Source organism: Rhodococcus sp. SORGH_AS_0301, assembly GCF_030818285.1.
Classification (GTDB): domain Bacteria; phylum Actinomycetota; class Actinomycetes; order Mycobacteriales; family Mycobacteriaceae; genus Rhodococcoides.
The window spans coordinates 1,452,501-1,465,253 of sequence record NZ_JAUTAC010000002.1 but is presented as its reverse complement, the minus strand read 5'-3'; the positions used below and the strand labels follow the sequence as shown (position 1 = coordinate 1,465,253).

Annotated in this window: 16 protein-coding genes; 2 read left to right on the top strand and 14 right to left on the bottom strand. The window is 68.2% G+C overall.

Translation table 11 applies throughout. The annotated features are described in order from the left end of the window. The first annotated feature begins 59 nt into the window (after positions 1 to 59). Complete coding sequence (locus QE397_RS07550; RefSeq protein WP_027505027.1) at positions 60 to 362, top strand: hypothetical protein; 303 nt, start codon at positions 60 to 62, stop codon at positions 360 to 362. Between the two features lie 19 nt (positions 363 to 381). On the opposite strand, the gene QE397_RS07545 is transcribed toward QE397_RS07550, so the two are convergent. From QE397_RS07545 to QE397_RS07520, 6 genes are all read right to left on the bottom strand, one after another. After that, positions 382 to 687 (bottom strand): DUF2469 domain-containing protein, encoded by a 306-nt coding sequence (locus tag QE397_RS07545; RefSeq protein WP_027505026.1) that lies wholly within the window; start codon positions 685 to 687, stop codon positions 382 to 384. A 7-nt stretch (positions 688 to 694) separates the two neighbouring features. Then, positions 695 to 1,438, bottom strand: coding sequence for a ribonuclease HII (locus QE397_RS07540; protein ID WP_056445340.1), 744 nt, complete (start codon positions 1,436 to 1,438; stop codon positions 695 to 697). A gap of 11 nt (positions 1,439 to 1,449) precedes the next feature. Further along, complete coding sequence (lepB, locus tag QE397_RS07535; RefSeq protein WP_222630753.1) at positions 1,450 to 2,205, bottom strand: signal peptidase I; 756 nt, start codon at positions 2,203 to 2,205, stop codon at positions 1,450 to 1,452. A 112-nt stretch (positions 2,206 to 2,317) separates the two neighbouring features. Then, on the bottom strand, positions 2,318 to 2,659 hold the full coding sequence (rplS, locus tag QE397_RS07530; RefSeq protein WP_027505024.1) for a 50S ribosomal protein L19: 342 nt from the start codon (positions 2,657 to 2,659) through the stop codon (positions 2,318 to 2,320). Positions 2,660 to 2,850: 191 nt separating this feature from the next. After that, on the bottom strand, positions 2,851 to 3,708 hold the full coding sequence (locus tag QE397_RS07525; protein ID WP_222649212.1) for a hypothetical protein: 858 nt from the start codon (positions 3,706 to 3,708) through the stop codon (positions 2,851 to 2,853). Positions 3,709 to 3,773: 65 nt separating this feature from the next. After that, the gene (locus tag QE397_RS07520; protein ID WP_307092628.1) at positions 3,774 to 6,095 is read right to left on the bottom strand and encodes a Tex family protein; all 2,322 of its coding nucleotides are present in this window, start codon (positions 6,093 to 6,095) and stop codon (positions 3,774 to 3,776) included. Between the two features lie 122 nt (positions 6,096 to 6,217). Here QE397_RS07520 and QE397_RS07515 point away from each other — a divergent pair, with 122 nt between their 5' ends. Further along, positions 6,218 to 7,174, top strand: a complete 957-nt coding sequence (locus tag QE397_RS07515; protein ID WP_231476263.1) for a serine hydrolase — start codon at positions 6,218 to 6,220, stop codon at positions 7,172 to 7,174. Between the two features lie 9 nt (positions 7,175 to 7,183). Here the strand turns inward: QE397_RS07515 and trmD are convergent, their stop codons facing one another. The 8 genes from trmD to QE397_RS07475 form a co-directional block, all read right to left on the bottom strand. After that, positions 7,184 to 7,864, bottom strand: a complete 681-nt coding sequence (gene trmD, locus QE397_RS07510) for a tRNA (guanosine(37)-N1)-methyltransferase TrmD (RefSeq protein WP_056445343.1) — start codon at positions 7,862 to 7,864, stop codon at positions 7,184 to 7,186. A 2-nt stretch (positions 7,865 to 7,866) separates the two neighbouring features. Further along, on the bottom strand, positions 7,867 to 8,412 hold the full coding sequence (gene rimM / locus QE397_RS07505) for a ribosome maturation factor RimM (protein ID WP_056445061.1): 546 nt from the start codon (positions 8,410 to 8,412) through the stop codon (positions 7,867 to 7,869). Between the two features lie 8 nt (positions 8,413 to 8,420). Next, complete coding sequence (locus QE397_RS07500) at positions 8,421 to 8,663, bottom strand: RNA-binding protein (RefSeq protein ID WP_027505019.1); 243 nt, start codon at positions 8,661 to 8,663, stop codon at positions 8,421 to 8,423. 9 nt (positions 8,664 to 8,672) lie between these two features. Next, positions 8,673 to 9,134 carry a 30S ribosomal protein S16 gene (gene rpsP / locus QE397_RS07495; RefSeq protein ID WP_027505018.1) on the bottom strand — a complete coding sequence of 154 codons (462 nt, stop codon included), beginning with the start codon at positions 9,132 to 9,134 and terminating at the stop codon, positions 8,673 to 8,675. Positions 9,135 to 9,350: 216 nt separating this feature from the next. Further along, positions 9,351 to 9,740: a universal stress protein gene (locus tag QE397_RS07490; protein ID WP_307092624.1), complete on the bottom strand. Its 390-nt coding sequence runs from the start codon at positions 9,738 to 9,740 to the stop codon at positions 9,351 to 9,353. Continuing rightward, a complete protein-coding gene (locus QE397_RS07485; protein ID WP_051613188.1) occupies positions 9,737 to 11,260 on the bottom strand; it encodes a tripartite tricarboxylate transporter permease in 1,524 nt (507 codons plus the stop codon). Before QE397_RS07485 ends, QE397_RS07490 begins: the two co-directional genes overlap by 4 nt. Continuing rightward, positions 11,260 to 11,787: a tripartite tricarboxylate transporter TctB family protein gene (locus QE397_RS07480; protein ID WP_269320092.1), complete on the bottom strand. Its 528-nt coding sequence runs from the start codon at positions 11,785 to 11,787 to the stop codon at positions 11,260 to 11,262. Before QE397_RS07480 ends, QE397_RS07485 begins: the two co-directional genes overlap by 1 nt. Continuing rightward, positions 11,784 to 12,752: a tripartite tricarboxylate transporter substrate binding protein gene (locus QE397_RS07475; protein WP_027505015.1), complete on the bottom strand. Its 969-nt coding sequence runs from the start codon at positions 12,750 to 12,752 to the stop codon at positions 11,784 to 11,786. The genes QE397_RS07480 and QE397_RS07475 overlap by 4 nt, the downstream gene beginning before the upstream one ends. Position 12,753: the final 1 nt, after the last annotated feature.

Sequence of the window (12,753 nt, the reverse complement as noted above, 5' to 3'; positions counted from 1 at the left end):
GGACCACCGAAACCCCCTGTTGCGCGGCGCTCGGCCGTGGGGTTTGCGATGATCGGGTCATGAACACTGCACGCGACTCGTCGGCGAGCGGGACGCCGTCCGGCAGTGAGTTCCTTCTCCGCCGCGTGCCGGACGATCGGCGGCCCGCTCACCCCTATGCACTGCTGTGGACGTCGAACGATGCGCTGGGTCGGGAATCGACCAGGGAGGTGGGGTGCGGCGACTACTCGTGGGCGCTACGGACGGCACGCATCCTGTCCATTCCGCGCGCGTCGATCGAGCACGACCAGCGCAGAGGCGTGGACGACGGCTACGAGGGGTGGCACCTCAACGCGCGCATCCTGGGAACGGATCAGCGCTGATTCACTCGGGAAGTCCCCGTCACTCGGGAAGTCGCAGATCCGGCTTGTCGAGTTCCTCGATGTTGACGTCCTTGAACGTGATCACCCGGACGTGCTTGACGAAGCGCGCGGGTCGGTACATGTCCCACACCCACGCATCGGACATCCGCACCTCGAAGTAGATCTCACCGTCCGCGTTCCGCGGGATCATCTCCACCGAGTTCGCGAGATAGAAGCGACGCTCGGTCTCCACCACGTAGGTGAACTGGCCGACGATGTCGCGGTACTCCCGGTACAGCGACAGTTCCATCTCGGTTTCGTACTTCTCGAGATCCTCGGCACTCATGCCGCCATCATCGCGCATCGGCGCCCTCGTGTTCCCATCGACCCCGCTCCTGCGGCGACACCGTCGGTGCGGCGCCGGCATCCTCGAGGCAGGCGACGTTCGACCACGAGCGACGGTGCTCCCGGCTCGCCCCGAGACGGGCGAGGGCGTCCGTGTGCAGCGTCGTGTTGTAGCCCTTGTGTACGGAGAAGTCGTAGCCGGGAATGTCTCCGTCGAGTGAGCGCATGATGCGGTCGCGGTGCACCTTGGCGAGCACGCTCGCGGCGGCGATACAGGCCGCGGTGGCGTCACCACCGATCACCGGGAGTGACGGCGCGGGAAGCCCGGGCACCCGAAAACCGTCGGTGAGGACGTACCCGGGGTCGACCGACAGTCCGGCGACCGCGCGGCGCATGCCCTCGATGTTGGCGACGTGGATACCGATGCGGTCGATCTCGGCCGCGGGGACGGTGACGATCGAGTATGCCGTCGCCCAGCGGATCACCTTCGGAAACAACGACTCCCGCGTCTTCTCGCTCAACTTCTTCGAGTCGTCCAGAAGGTCCAGCGCGGCGCGGGCGCGATCGCCCAGGATGCACGCGGCGATGACCAGTGGGCCCGCACAGGCGCCACGACCCGCTTCGTCCACGCCCGCCACGGGCCCGAGCCCCGACCGGAGAAGGGCCGACTCCATGGTGCGCATGCCACCCGCACGCCGGATGACGGTGCGCGGCGGCCACGACGTCCGGGAGAGCCGCGTGGTCGACTTCATGGGCCCCGAACTCACTGCCCCTGGATGTCCGGATCGTCGATGAGACCCCAGCGACCGGGCGGCAGCACGATGGCCTGCGCCTTGCCGATCACGTTGTCCAGCGGGATGGTTCCCTGCAGTTCGTCGGCGACGTGGAAGCGCGAGTCGGCGGAGTTGCTGCGGTTGTCACCCATGACCCACACGTTGCCCTCGGGCACGGTGACGGGCCCGAAGCACCGCCCGGAACGGATCGGGGTGTCGCACGTGAGCGTGCCGGGCACGAAGTCGAAGTCCATGGTGATGTACGGCTCGTCGAGCGGCTTGCCGTCGACGAGAACGCGCCCCTGCTCGTCGCAGCACTCGACGGTCTGACCGCCGGTGGCGATGACGCGCTTGACCAGATCGTTCTCGTCCGGTGCGACCAGGCCGACGAGGGATCCGAGTTCCTGAGCGCCGCGGACGACGACGTTGGACGACCGCGTGGAGACGTAGTCGCCGTCCCAGGACGGCGGTCCGCGGAACACGACGACGTCACCGGCCGTCGGATCGCCGAAGCGGTACCCGATCTTCTCCACGACGATGCGGTCACCGGTGCAGCCAGTGCAGCCGTGCAAGGTCGGCTCCATCGATTCCGAGGGGATCAGGTACACCCTCGCGACGAAGGTCTGCAAGAGGAAGCTGAGCACCAGGGCGACCAGGATGAGAATCGGGAGCTCACGCCAGAAGGACCGTGGCTTCTTGGTTCGCTGCGCCTCGTCGTTGTCGTCGCCCGCGCGCTCGTCCGTCACGGGTCAAGATTAGCGGCAGCGCCGCGGTGCAGAACGGCCGGGACGCAGAACGGCCGGACACCGGGGAACGAGTCCCCTGTGTCCGGCCGTCCAGCGAGTGGAACGCCGAAGATCAGCGCTTCTCCTTGATCTTGGCTGCCTTGCCGCGCAGCTCGCGCAGGTAGTACAGCTTCGCGCGACGCACGTCACCGCGGGTCAGCACGTCGATCTGGGCGATGTTCGGGGTGTGGACGGGGAAGGTGCGCTCCACGCCGACGCCGAAGGACACCTTGCGGACCGTGAAGGTCTCGCGGATGCCGCCACCCTGACGCCGAATGACGACGCCCTTGAAGATCTGCACGCGCTCCTTGGAGCCCTCGATGACCTTCACGTGCACGTTCAGTGTGTCGCCCGGGCGGAACTCGGGAATGTCGCTGCGCAGCGACTGCTTGTCCAGGAAATCCAGGGTGTTCATGGTTCATCCTTGCTGTGACGAGATCTCGAGCAGAGGACCCGAGCGGCTGCCGTCGGCGGATGCCGTCGACGCTCGACTGGTTCGTACTCCGAATAGGTGTCCACCGGATGCCGGGCATGCGAGTAGCACGCCCGGTGTCAGGCAACCCCACGATTGTGCCAGAGAACCGGTGCCCGACGAAATCGGCCGGATCAGCCCGCGCCGACCGATTCGCGATCGGGGCGCGACTCCCCCGGCGCCGGCGCCGGAAGGACGATGCGATCGAGTTCGTCCTCGGCAGCGGCGCGCACGTGCGCGACGTCGGGCGTGCCCGCGATGGCGTCCTGCATCCAGATCTTCGCGCGGACGACGGGACGGCGCAGGTTGCGCTCGCGCCGCAGGGCCTTCTCCATCCGCCGTGGGCGTCGGGTGTAGCGCCAGCGCGCCCAGGGTGACCCCGGCCGGCCGATCCGGATCGCGCCGATCACGAGCAGCGGCAGGAAGAACAGGCCGACGAGCCCGGTCCAGATCTTGCCCTTCGCGAGGACGATCGCGGCGAGGAGGAGATTGAGCGCGGCCAGGACGACGATGATGCTCCGCACCGCGACGCTGGGATCGTCACGGAAGCCGGCGACGTCGAAGAACTCGAGCGGTTTGAGACCGAACAGCAGCATGACGGTGGCGGCCACGGCGACGAAGACCGCATCGACGGAGGTGCGGCCCTGCTCGGCCCAGTACACGTCCTCCAGATAGAAGATGAGCGCGAACTCGTCGAGTACCAGTGCCGCACCGATACCGAAGAACGCCGCGAGCGCCGCGCCCGTGGTCTGGGTGCCGTCGACGTACACGGTGATCATCGCGATACCCGAGACCAGCATGGCGACCACACCGAACACGACGTGATGCACGTGGTGTCCGCCCGGCGTGACGTTGCCCGGCCACCAGGACACCTGCGCGCGGATCATGCGGACGCTGAACCGGATGAAGACGAACCCGGCGATGAACCCGACGAGGAAGAACAGCAGCGGGATGCGCCCCTCGTCGGAGACGTGGTGCATCCACCGCTCCATCGCAGCGCCTTCCTGCCGTGCCCGTCCTGTGACGAGGAAGTCTATCCGCGCCGCCGCGACACCCTCTACTTTCCGAAGCCCGCCTTCCGCAGCGCATCGGCCATCGATCCCGTTGCCGCGGCCGGTGCCGAGGACTGCGCTCCCTTGCGCGGTCCGGCTCCGGTCTTCTGCCGGTTCCGGGTGCCCTGGCCTCCCGACCCGCCGCGTGGAGCCGATGCCGCTGCCGTACCGCCGATCTCGTCGGTCAGTCGCAAGGACAGGCCGATCCGCTGGCGCGGCAGGTCGACCTCCATGATCTTCACGCGCACGACCTGTCCGGACTTGACGACGTCGTGCGGGTCCGAGACGAAGCGGTCGGACATCGCCGAGACGTGGACGAGTCCGTCCTGGTGCACGCCCACGTCGACGAAGGCGCCGAAGGCCGCCACGTTGGTCACCACTCCCTCGAGCACCATGCCCGGTCGGAGGTCGGCGACCTTCTCGACACCGGCCGCGAAGGTGGCGGTGGCGAACTCCGGACGCGGATCGCGGCCGGGCTTCTCGAGCTCGGACAGGATGTCGGTGACGGTCGGGAGTCCGAACCGGTCGTCGACGAAGTCCTGCGGGCGCAGGGACCGCAGCACCCGCTCGTTGCCGATCACCTCACGGACTCCCATGCCGGCCCTGTCGACGATGCGGCGCACCACGGGATACGCCTCGGGGTGCACGCTCGACCGGTCGAGGGGGTCGTCGCCGTCGGTGATGCGGAGGAACCCGGCGCACTGCTCGAAGGCCTTGGGCCCGAGCCGCGGAACCTTCTGCAGTGCGGATCGGGATCGGAAGGGGCCGTTCTCGTCGCGGTGCGCGACGATCGACTCGGCGAGAGTGGTGGCCACGCCGGAGACGCGCGCGAGCAGAGGCACGCTGGCGGTGTTGACGTCGACGCCGACCGCGTTCACCGCGTCCTCGACGACGGCGCCCAGGGAACGCGCCAACATGGATTCCGAGACGTCGTGCTGGTACTGCCCCACGCCGATCGACTTCGGGTCGATCTTCACCAGTTCCGCGAGGGGATCCTGCAGACGACGGGCGATGGAGACCGCGCCGCGGATCGAGACGTCGAGATCGGGCAGTTCGCGCGACCCGTAGGCGGACGCGGAGTACACGGAGGCGCCGGCCTCGGAGACCATCGCCTTGGTCAGGTTCGCGTCCGGGTACTTCGCGATGAGTTCCGCCGCCAGCGCGTCGGTCTCACGCGACGCGGTGCCGTTGCCGATGGCCAGCAGATCGACACGGTGCTTCGCCGCCAGTGCGGCCAGCGTCGCGAGCGCCTCGTTCCACTTGCCCTGGGGCTTGTGCGGATAGATGGTGTCGTACGCGAGGACCTTGCCGGTGGGGTCCACGATCGCGACCTTGGTTCCCGTGCGGAACCCGGGGTCGAGGCCCATGGTGGTGCGACTGCCGGCGGGCGCAGCCAACAGCAGGTCCTCGAGGTTGGAGGCGAAGACGTCGACCGCGCGCTCCTCCGCGGACTGCCGCAGGCGCATGCGGGTGTCGATGCCCAGGCTGACCAGAAGCTTGGTCCGCCACGCCCATCGCACCGTGTCCAGGAGCCACCGATCGGCCGCACGGCCGTGGTCGCCGATACCGAAGCGCGCCGCGATGCGGGTCTCGTACACCGACGCGGTACCGGGTGCGGGTTCGTCGGTGTTCGGCTCCGGATCCATCGTGAGGGAGAGCACCTCCTCCTTCTCCCCGCGCAGGACTGCCAGTACTCGATGGGACGGAACGGAGGTGAAGGACTCGGAGAACGCGAAGTAGTCGGAGAACTTCGCACCGTCCGTCTCCTTGCCCGGTCGCACCGCGCTGGTCAACCGGCCACGGGTCCACATCAGCTCGCGCAGCGACCCGACGAGGTCGGCGTCCTCGGCGAAGTGCTCGACGAGGATCGCGCGCGCACCGGCGAGCTGCTCCTCGTCGAAGGACGTCGGATCGGTGGTCGGATCGGACAGCAGGGCGTCCGCCACGGGCTGGTGGCCGGCCTCGCGCGCGATCTGCGCCTTGGTGCGGCGCTTCGGTTTGAACGGGAGGTAGATGTCCTCGAGGCGCGCCTTGGTGTCCGCGAGCACGATCGAGTCCTCGAGCGCGTCGTCGAGCTTGCCCTGCGAGCGGATGGACTCGAGAATCGCGGCGCGGCGCTCGTCGAGCTCGCGCAGGTATCGCAGTCGCTCGTCGATCGTGCGCAGCTGGGTGTCGTCGAGCGTGCCCGTGACCTCCTTGCGGTAGCGCGCGATGAACGGCACCGTCGCACCCCCGTCGAGCAGGTCCACGGCGGCGCGTACGCGCTCCTCCGCGACGTCGAGCTCCTCGGCGATCCGGCGATTGACAGATTTCACAGCGGTCGTCACGGCGATGGACCCTACCGCGCCGGTACCGTGGAGTGACGGTGCCGCCCCGGGTTCCGAGCGCCGACGCGCCCGGTACGTCCACTCTCGAATGTGGGGGCACTCGATGACAGAACGGTAGTCACGTGACAACTCTCTCGGCGCGCCTGCGACGAGCCTCCACCATGATGGCGGCGGTGGCGCTCGCCACCACGATGGCGGCGGCCTGCGCGCAGCCGGCCGAGCCGGCGGCGACGACGATCCCGGTCGCACCGGAGTTCCCCGAACCCGAGATGCCGATGGCACCGGACCTCACCGGCCGCCTGCAGCAGGCACTCGACGGCGCGGCCGCTCGCGGCGCCACGCTCTCCATCGGCTTCCTCGACCGGGAGACCGGGACGTACATGGGTTCCGGTGACAACGATCCGATCGAGACGGCGTCGGTGGTCAAGTTGTTCATCGCCGACGATCTGCTCTACCGCTCGTCGCGCGGCGAGTTCGCCCTCGACGAGGAGTCCCGTGCCCTCATCGCGCCGATGCTCTCGTCGTCGGACGACAGTGCGGCACAGGTCCTGTGGGACGCCGCCGGTGGATCCGACGTCGTGGCACGCGTCGCCGGCCGCTACGGCCTGCCCGCCACAGCCGCGTCGGCGGACGGGATCTGGTGGAACACCCGGACCACCGCGGCAGACCTGGTGCGGTACTACGACGCCGTCCTCGACGGCACCGGCGGACTGAACCCGGCGGACCGGGCGACCGTCGTCGGAGACCTCGAGGCGTTCACCCCCGAGGGGGCAGACGGCTATCCCCAGACCTTCGGCATCCCGCGGGCACTCCCGGGCGAGACGGTCCGCGGGGTCAAGCAAGGGTGGATGTGCTGCGTCGACGGTCGGTGGATCCACCTGAGCACGGGGTTCGTCGGCGACGGAGAACGCTACGTGGTGGCGGTGCTCTCGCGGGAGGATCCCTGGTACGGCGCGGACGGCGGCAGCGCGGAGACGACGGCGGACACCGCGGTGACGGACGACGACGGCGCCAAGCACGCGCGCGTCACCGTCACCGGCGCGCTGAAGATCCTGTTCCCCACCGGGGTCGTCGCCTGAGCGATCGCGTCAGGGCAGGAGGTCGGGCCGGCGCTGAGCGGTACGCTCGAGCGACTGTTCCCGCCGCCACTGTTCGATGCGGGAGTGGTTGCCGGACAACAGGACCGGCGGCACGTCCAGGCCGCGCCACGTGGCCGGTCGGGTGTAGCCAGGCCCCTCGAGGAGACCGTCGGAGAACGAGTCCTGTTGGTGCGAGAGCTGATTGCCCAGGACGCCGGGCAGCAGCCGAGTCACGGCCTCGGTCATCACCAGCACCGCGGCCTCGCCGCCGATGAGCACGTAGTCCCCGATGCTGACCTCCTCGACGCGCACCCGGGTCGCCGCGTCGTCGAAGACTCGCTGATCGATGCCCTCGTAGCGGCCGCATGCGAACACCAGATGATCCTCGCGCGACCATCTCTCGGCGGTGCGCTGGGTGAAGGGCACTCCGGCGGGCGTGGGCACCACCAGGATCGGGTCGGCGTCGCGCATGACGTCGTCCAACGCGTCTCCCCACACCGTCGGCTTCATGACCATGCCGGGGCCGCCGCCGTAGGGCGAGTCGTCGACCGCCTTGTGCACGTCGTGTGTCCAGTCCCGGAGGTCGTGGACACCGAGGGTCACCAGACCGTTCTGCACGGCCTTGCCCAGCAGCGCGGTACGCATGGGCTCGAGGTACTCGGGGAAGATCGTCACCACGTCGATACGCATGGTCACTCGCCGTCCAGAAGCCCTTCGGGCGGGTCGATCTCGACGGTCCGCGTCTCGCGGGAGACCGACACCACGATCGCGGACACGAACGGTACGAGCAGTTCGCGGCCGACGTTCTCGTCGGCCGGCGTGATCGACAGCAACTCCCCCGCAGCGGAGTGCAGCACCTCGCTGACCGTGCCGATCACCGTGCCCGCCGACTCGTGATCCGGAGCGAACTGCACCGTCATGCCCTCGAGCTCGTGGTCGTAGAACTCGTCCGGATCGTCGGACGGGGGTAGATCCGCGGTGTCGACGACGAACAGGGTGCCGCGCATCGCGTCGGCGGTACTGCGATCGTCGATTCCCTTCAGACGCAGCAGAAGCCGCCCGGAATGCTCCCGGGCGGCTTCCACCGTGTAGTCGGTCGTGCTGTTGTCGCGACGCGCACGGCCGTGCAGAACGGATCCCGGAGCGAACCGCTCGTCAGGATCGTCCGTGCGGACCTCCACGACGACCTCGCCCTTGATGCCGTGCGACTTGGCCACGCGGCCCACGACGAGCTCCACGTCGGTGATCAGCGATCGGTGTCGACGACGTCGACACGGATCCCACGGCCGCCGATACCCGAGACGAGGGTACGGAGCGCGGTGGCGGTACGACCGCCACGGCCGATGACCTTGCCCAGATCGTCGGGGTGCACGTGCACCTCGACGGTCCGGCCACGGCGACCGGTGATCATCTCGACACGAACGTCGTCCGGATTGGACACGATGCCGCGAACCAGATGCTCGACGGCGTCGGCGACCATGGTGCTCACAGGTGGGTCCTACTTCTCGGTGGACTCGGCGGTGGCGTCCGCGGTCTCGTCTGCCGGTGCGCTCTCGGCGTCGTCCGCCTTGGCGGCCTTCTTCTTCTTCGGCGTGGTGGCCTCGGCGACGGGCTCGTTGTCGGCGGCGGCGAGCGCAGCGTTGAACAGGTCCAGCTTGGACGGCTTCGGCTCCTTGACGCGGAGCGTGCCCTCGGCGCCCGGCAGGCCCTTGAACTTCTGCCAGTCACCGGTGATCTTGAGGAGTGCCTCGACGGGCTCGGTGGGCTGTGCGCCCACGCTCAGCCAGTGCTGCACGCGATCGGAATCGATCTCGATCAGCGACGGCTCTTCCTTCGGGTGGTACTTGCCGACGGTCTCGATGGCACGGCCACCGCGACGGGTACGCGCGTCGGCGATGACGACGCGGTACTGCGGGTTGCGGATCTTGCCGAGACGGGTGAGCTTGATCTTGACTGCCATGTGAAACGAAGCCTCTTTCGATGTGGTCGCGGGACGCGACCGCTGGTCACGGCGCAATTCAGCGATGCGCACGGCATGCGCACCCGGTTTTGCGGTGGATGGGTGTTGTGACCGCCGCTCGGTACGGAACCGGAGACGGGCGAACAGCGACTTATTCTGCCAGACGCTGCCCGCCCCTCATAATCCTCGGCCTTCCCGTCCCCGGAGACCCGCCCGTCAGTCCTCCGGCTTCACCGCCAGCACCGGCTTGGGGCACGTGAGCAGGATCCGCTGCGCGGTGCTGCCCATCAACAGCTTGCCCACCGGAGTGCGGTGCCGGATGCCGATGACCAGGACGTCGGCGTCGGGCTTCTCCATCGCGTTGAGCAGAGCCTCGACCGGATCGGTGGTGGTGTCCTGCTCGACGGTGAAGGGCACGCCGGACGACTCGAGCGTGCTCTGCAACTGGTCCACCGCCGCGGAGTCGGCGAAGTGCGGGTCGGCCAGCGCATCGCCCTTCGAGGCGTTGACCACGGTCACCTCGGTGCCGTGCGCCTTCGCCTCGGCGATGCCGTGCTCGAGGGCGGCTCGGCCATACTTGTCCGGGGTGTAGCCGACGACGATCATGCGTTCTCCTTCTGAAGTTCCCGGTCCGCGGTGGCGGACACACGGGGTCGGACGAGACGGGCCAGCAACGGCGCGATCAACAGGACGGCGATGATCGCGTAGACCACCACGGCGATGGGCTCGGTGAAGATGCCGCTCCAGTCGCCTTCGTTGAGTTGCAGCGTCTGGCGGAGCTGACGTTCGATGCGCGGTCCGAGGATCACACCGATGATCAGCGGGAGCACGGGGAGTCCGAAGCGCCGCATCATCAGCCCCAACAGGCCGAAGATCAACAGCATCGCCAGGTCGAGCCACTGCAGGTTGACGGCGTACGCACCCAGGACGGCGAAGAACAGAATGCCGGCGTACAGGTACGGACGCGGAGTACGCAGGAGCTTGGCCCACACCGGCGCGAGCGGCAGGTTCAGCACGAGCAGCAGGAAGTTGCCGATGAAGAGGCTGGCGATGAGTGTCCAGATCAGCAGCGGTTCCTTGTCGAACAGCGTAGGGCCGGGCTGGATGCCGTAGGAGACGAACGCTGTGAGCATGACCGCGGCGGTGGCATTGGTGGGCAGGCCCAGTGAGAGCATCGGGACCAGGGTGCCGGCCGCGGACGCGTTGTTGGCGGCCTCGGGTCCGGCGACGCCCTCGATGGCGCCCTTGCCGAACTCCTCGGGATGCTTCGACAGCTTCTTCTCGGTGATGTAGCTCAGAAATGTCGGCAGTTCGGCGCCGCCGGCGGGAAGAGCACCGAACGGGAAGCCGTAGGCGGTTCCGCGCAGCCAGGGCTTCCACGACCGCTTCCAGTCGCTTCTACCCATCCACGGACGCCCGACGGGAATGACCTCGGCCGGCTTGCGACGCAGGTGCGCGGCGACCCAGAGAGCCTCGCCGAGGGCGAACACGGCGACGGCGATCACGACGATGTCGATGCCGTCCGACAGCTGCGGGATACCGAATGTGGCACGCGGCTGGCCGGTCAGGAAGTCGATGCCGACCAGTCCGATGGACAGTCCGAGCAGCAGCGAGATGCACCCGCGGAGCTTGGACGAGCCGAGGACCGCGGTCACGGCGACGAGGGCCAGCAGCATGATGGCCAGATAGGACGGCGCACCCAGGGATACGGCGAACCGAGAGACCATCGGGGCGAAGAGCACCAGCAGCATCGTGCCGATCGAGCCGGCGATGAACGACCCGATGGCAGCGGTCGCGAGCGCTTGTGCAGCTCGACCCGCTCTCGCCATCTTGTTGCCCTCGATGGCCGTGATCACCGACGACGACTCACCCGGCGTGTTGAGCAGGATCGAGGTCGTCGAACCGCCGTACATACCGCCGTAGTAGATGCCGGCGAACATGATGAACGCCGCACTGGGACTGACGTTGTAGGTGATGGGGAGCAGCAGCGCGACCGTCATGGCCGGGCCGATTCCGGGGAGCACTCCCACGGCGGTGCCGAGAAGCACACCGATGCAGGCGTAGAGCAGGTTCATCGGCGTCGCAGCCTGGGAGAACCCCTCCATGAGCCAGTTCAGATTGTCCATCAGAGAATTCCGTCCAGGATGCCTGCGGACAGCGGGATCCCGAGTCCGACGTAGAACGCGTAGAAGCTGACGAGCGAGAGCACCAGACCGATCCCGAGATTGCGGATCCAATGCCTGTTGCCCAGGATCGTCGCGGCGCCGCCGAACAGCACGGCGCCCATGATCACCCAGCCGAGAACGTCGACCAGTGCGATCGTGGCGACGAACAGGGCAACCAGCAGTCCCACCGTCTTCCAGTCGGCCGGCGTGGACGTGTCGATGTCCTCACCGTCGTCGGGGGTGCCCTTGCTGCCGCGCGCGGTGGCGATGGCCAGCAGCACGGAGCACACCAGCAGGCCGGCGCCGATGACGAGCGGGAACAGCTTGGGGCCCACCGGGTCCACCTTCGCGAACTCGGCCGTCAGGGACAGGGCGTCGACGATCAGGAAGATCCCCACCACCAGCATGACCGCGCAGACGACGAACTGCGCCCAGTCCGGACGGTTCTGCGCAGCCGCGTCGTCCGGTCGTTCCACCGTGGCCGTCACACCAGCCCCAGTTCGGTCAGAGTCGACTCGACCCGTTCGTCCTGCTCGCGCAGGAACTGCTCGAAGCCCGGTCCCGTCTCGAAAGCGTCGGTCCAGCCGTTGGTCATCAGTGCGTCCTTCCATTCCGTCGTGGCGTGCAGCTCTGTCAGCGCCTCGACCATCTCGGCGCGGACCTCGTCGGAGAGTCCGGGCGGCGCGAGAATGCCGCGCCAGTTGGTGAATTCGAGATCGATGCCGGCCTCGCGCAGCGTGGGGGCGTCGACCCCGCGAACGCGCTCCGCTCCCGAGACGGCGAGAACACGGACCTGGCCCGCCTCGATCTGGTCGACGTACTCCCCCAGACCCGACGTGCCCGCGGTGATCTTGTTGCCCAGCAACGCCGTCAGCAGATCGCCGCCGCCGTCGTAGGAGATGTAGTTGACCGCGGTGGGATCGACGCCCACCGCCTGCGCGGTCTCCATCGGGAACAGGTGGTCCGGGCCGCCAGGCGACGAGCCGCCACCGATCGTCACCGACCCCGGATTCGCGCGCCACGCTTCCACCAGCTCGTTCACCGTGGTGAACGGCGAATCGGCGGGTACCAGGATGCCCTCCTGCTCTTCGACCACCTTGGCCAGCGGAGTCGCGTCGGACACTCGGGCAGCGGACCCGTTCGTGTATCCCGCGCCGACCACACCCAGGCCCATCATCATCATGAGGTCGTCGTTACCCGACTCGTTCATCAGACGGGCCATGGCGACAGTGCCACCGGCGCCGATGACGTTGAACACCTCGACACGACCGGTGATGTCGTCGTCCTCCATGATCTTCACGGCCGTGCGCGCCGTCAGGTCGTATCCGCCGCCGGGGCTGTTGGGCACCATCATGCGGATGCGGTGCAGCCCTTCGCCCTCGTCGCCCCGCGTGACGCCGCACCCCGCCAGCAGGAGTACGAGCGCCAGAACGGCTGTCAGCCTTCTCGGCATC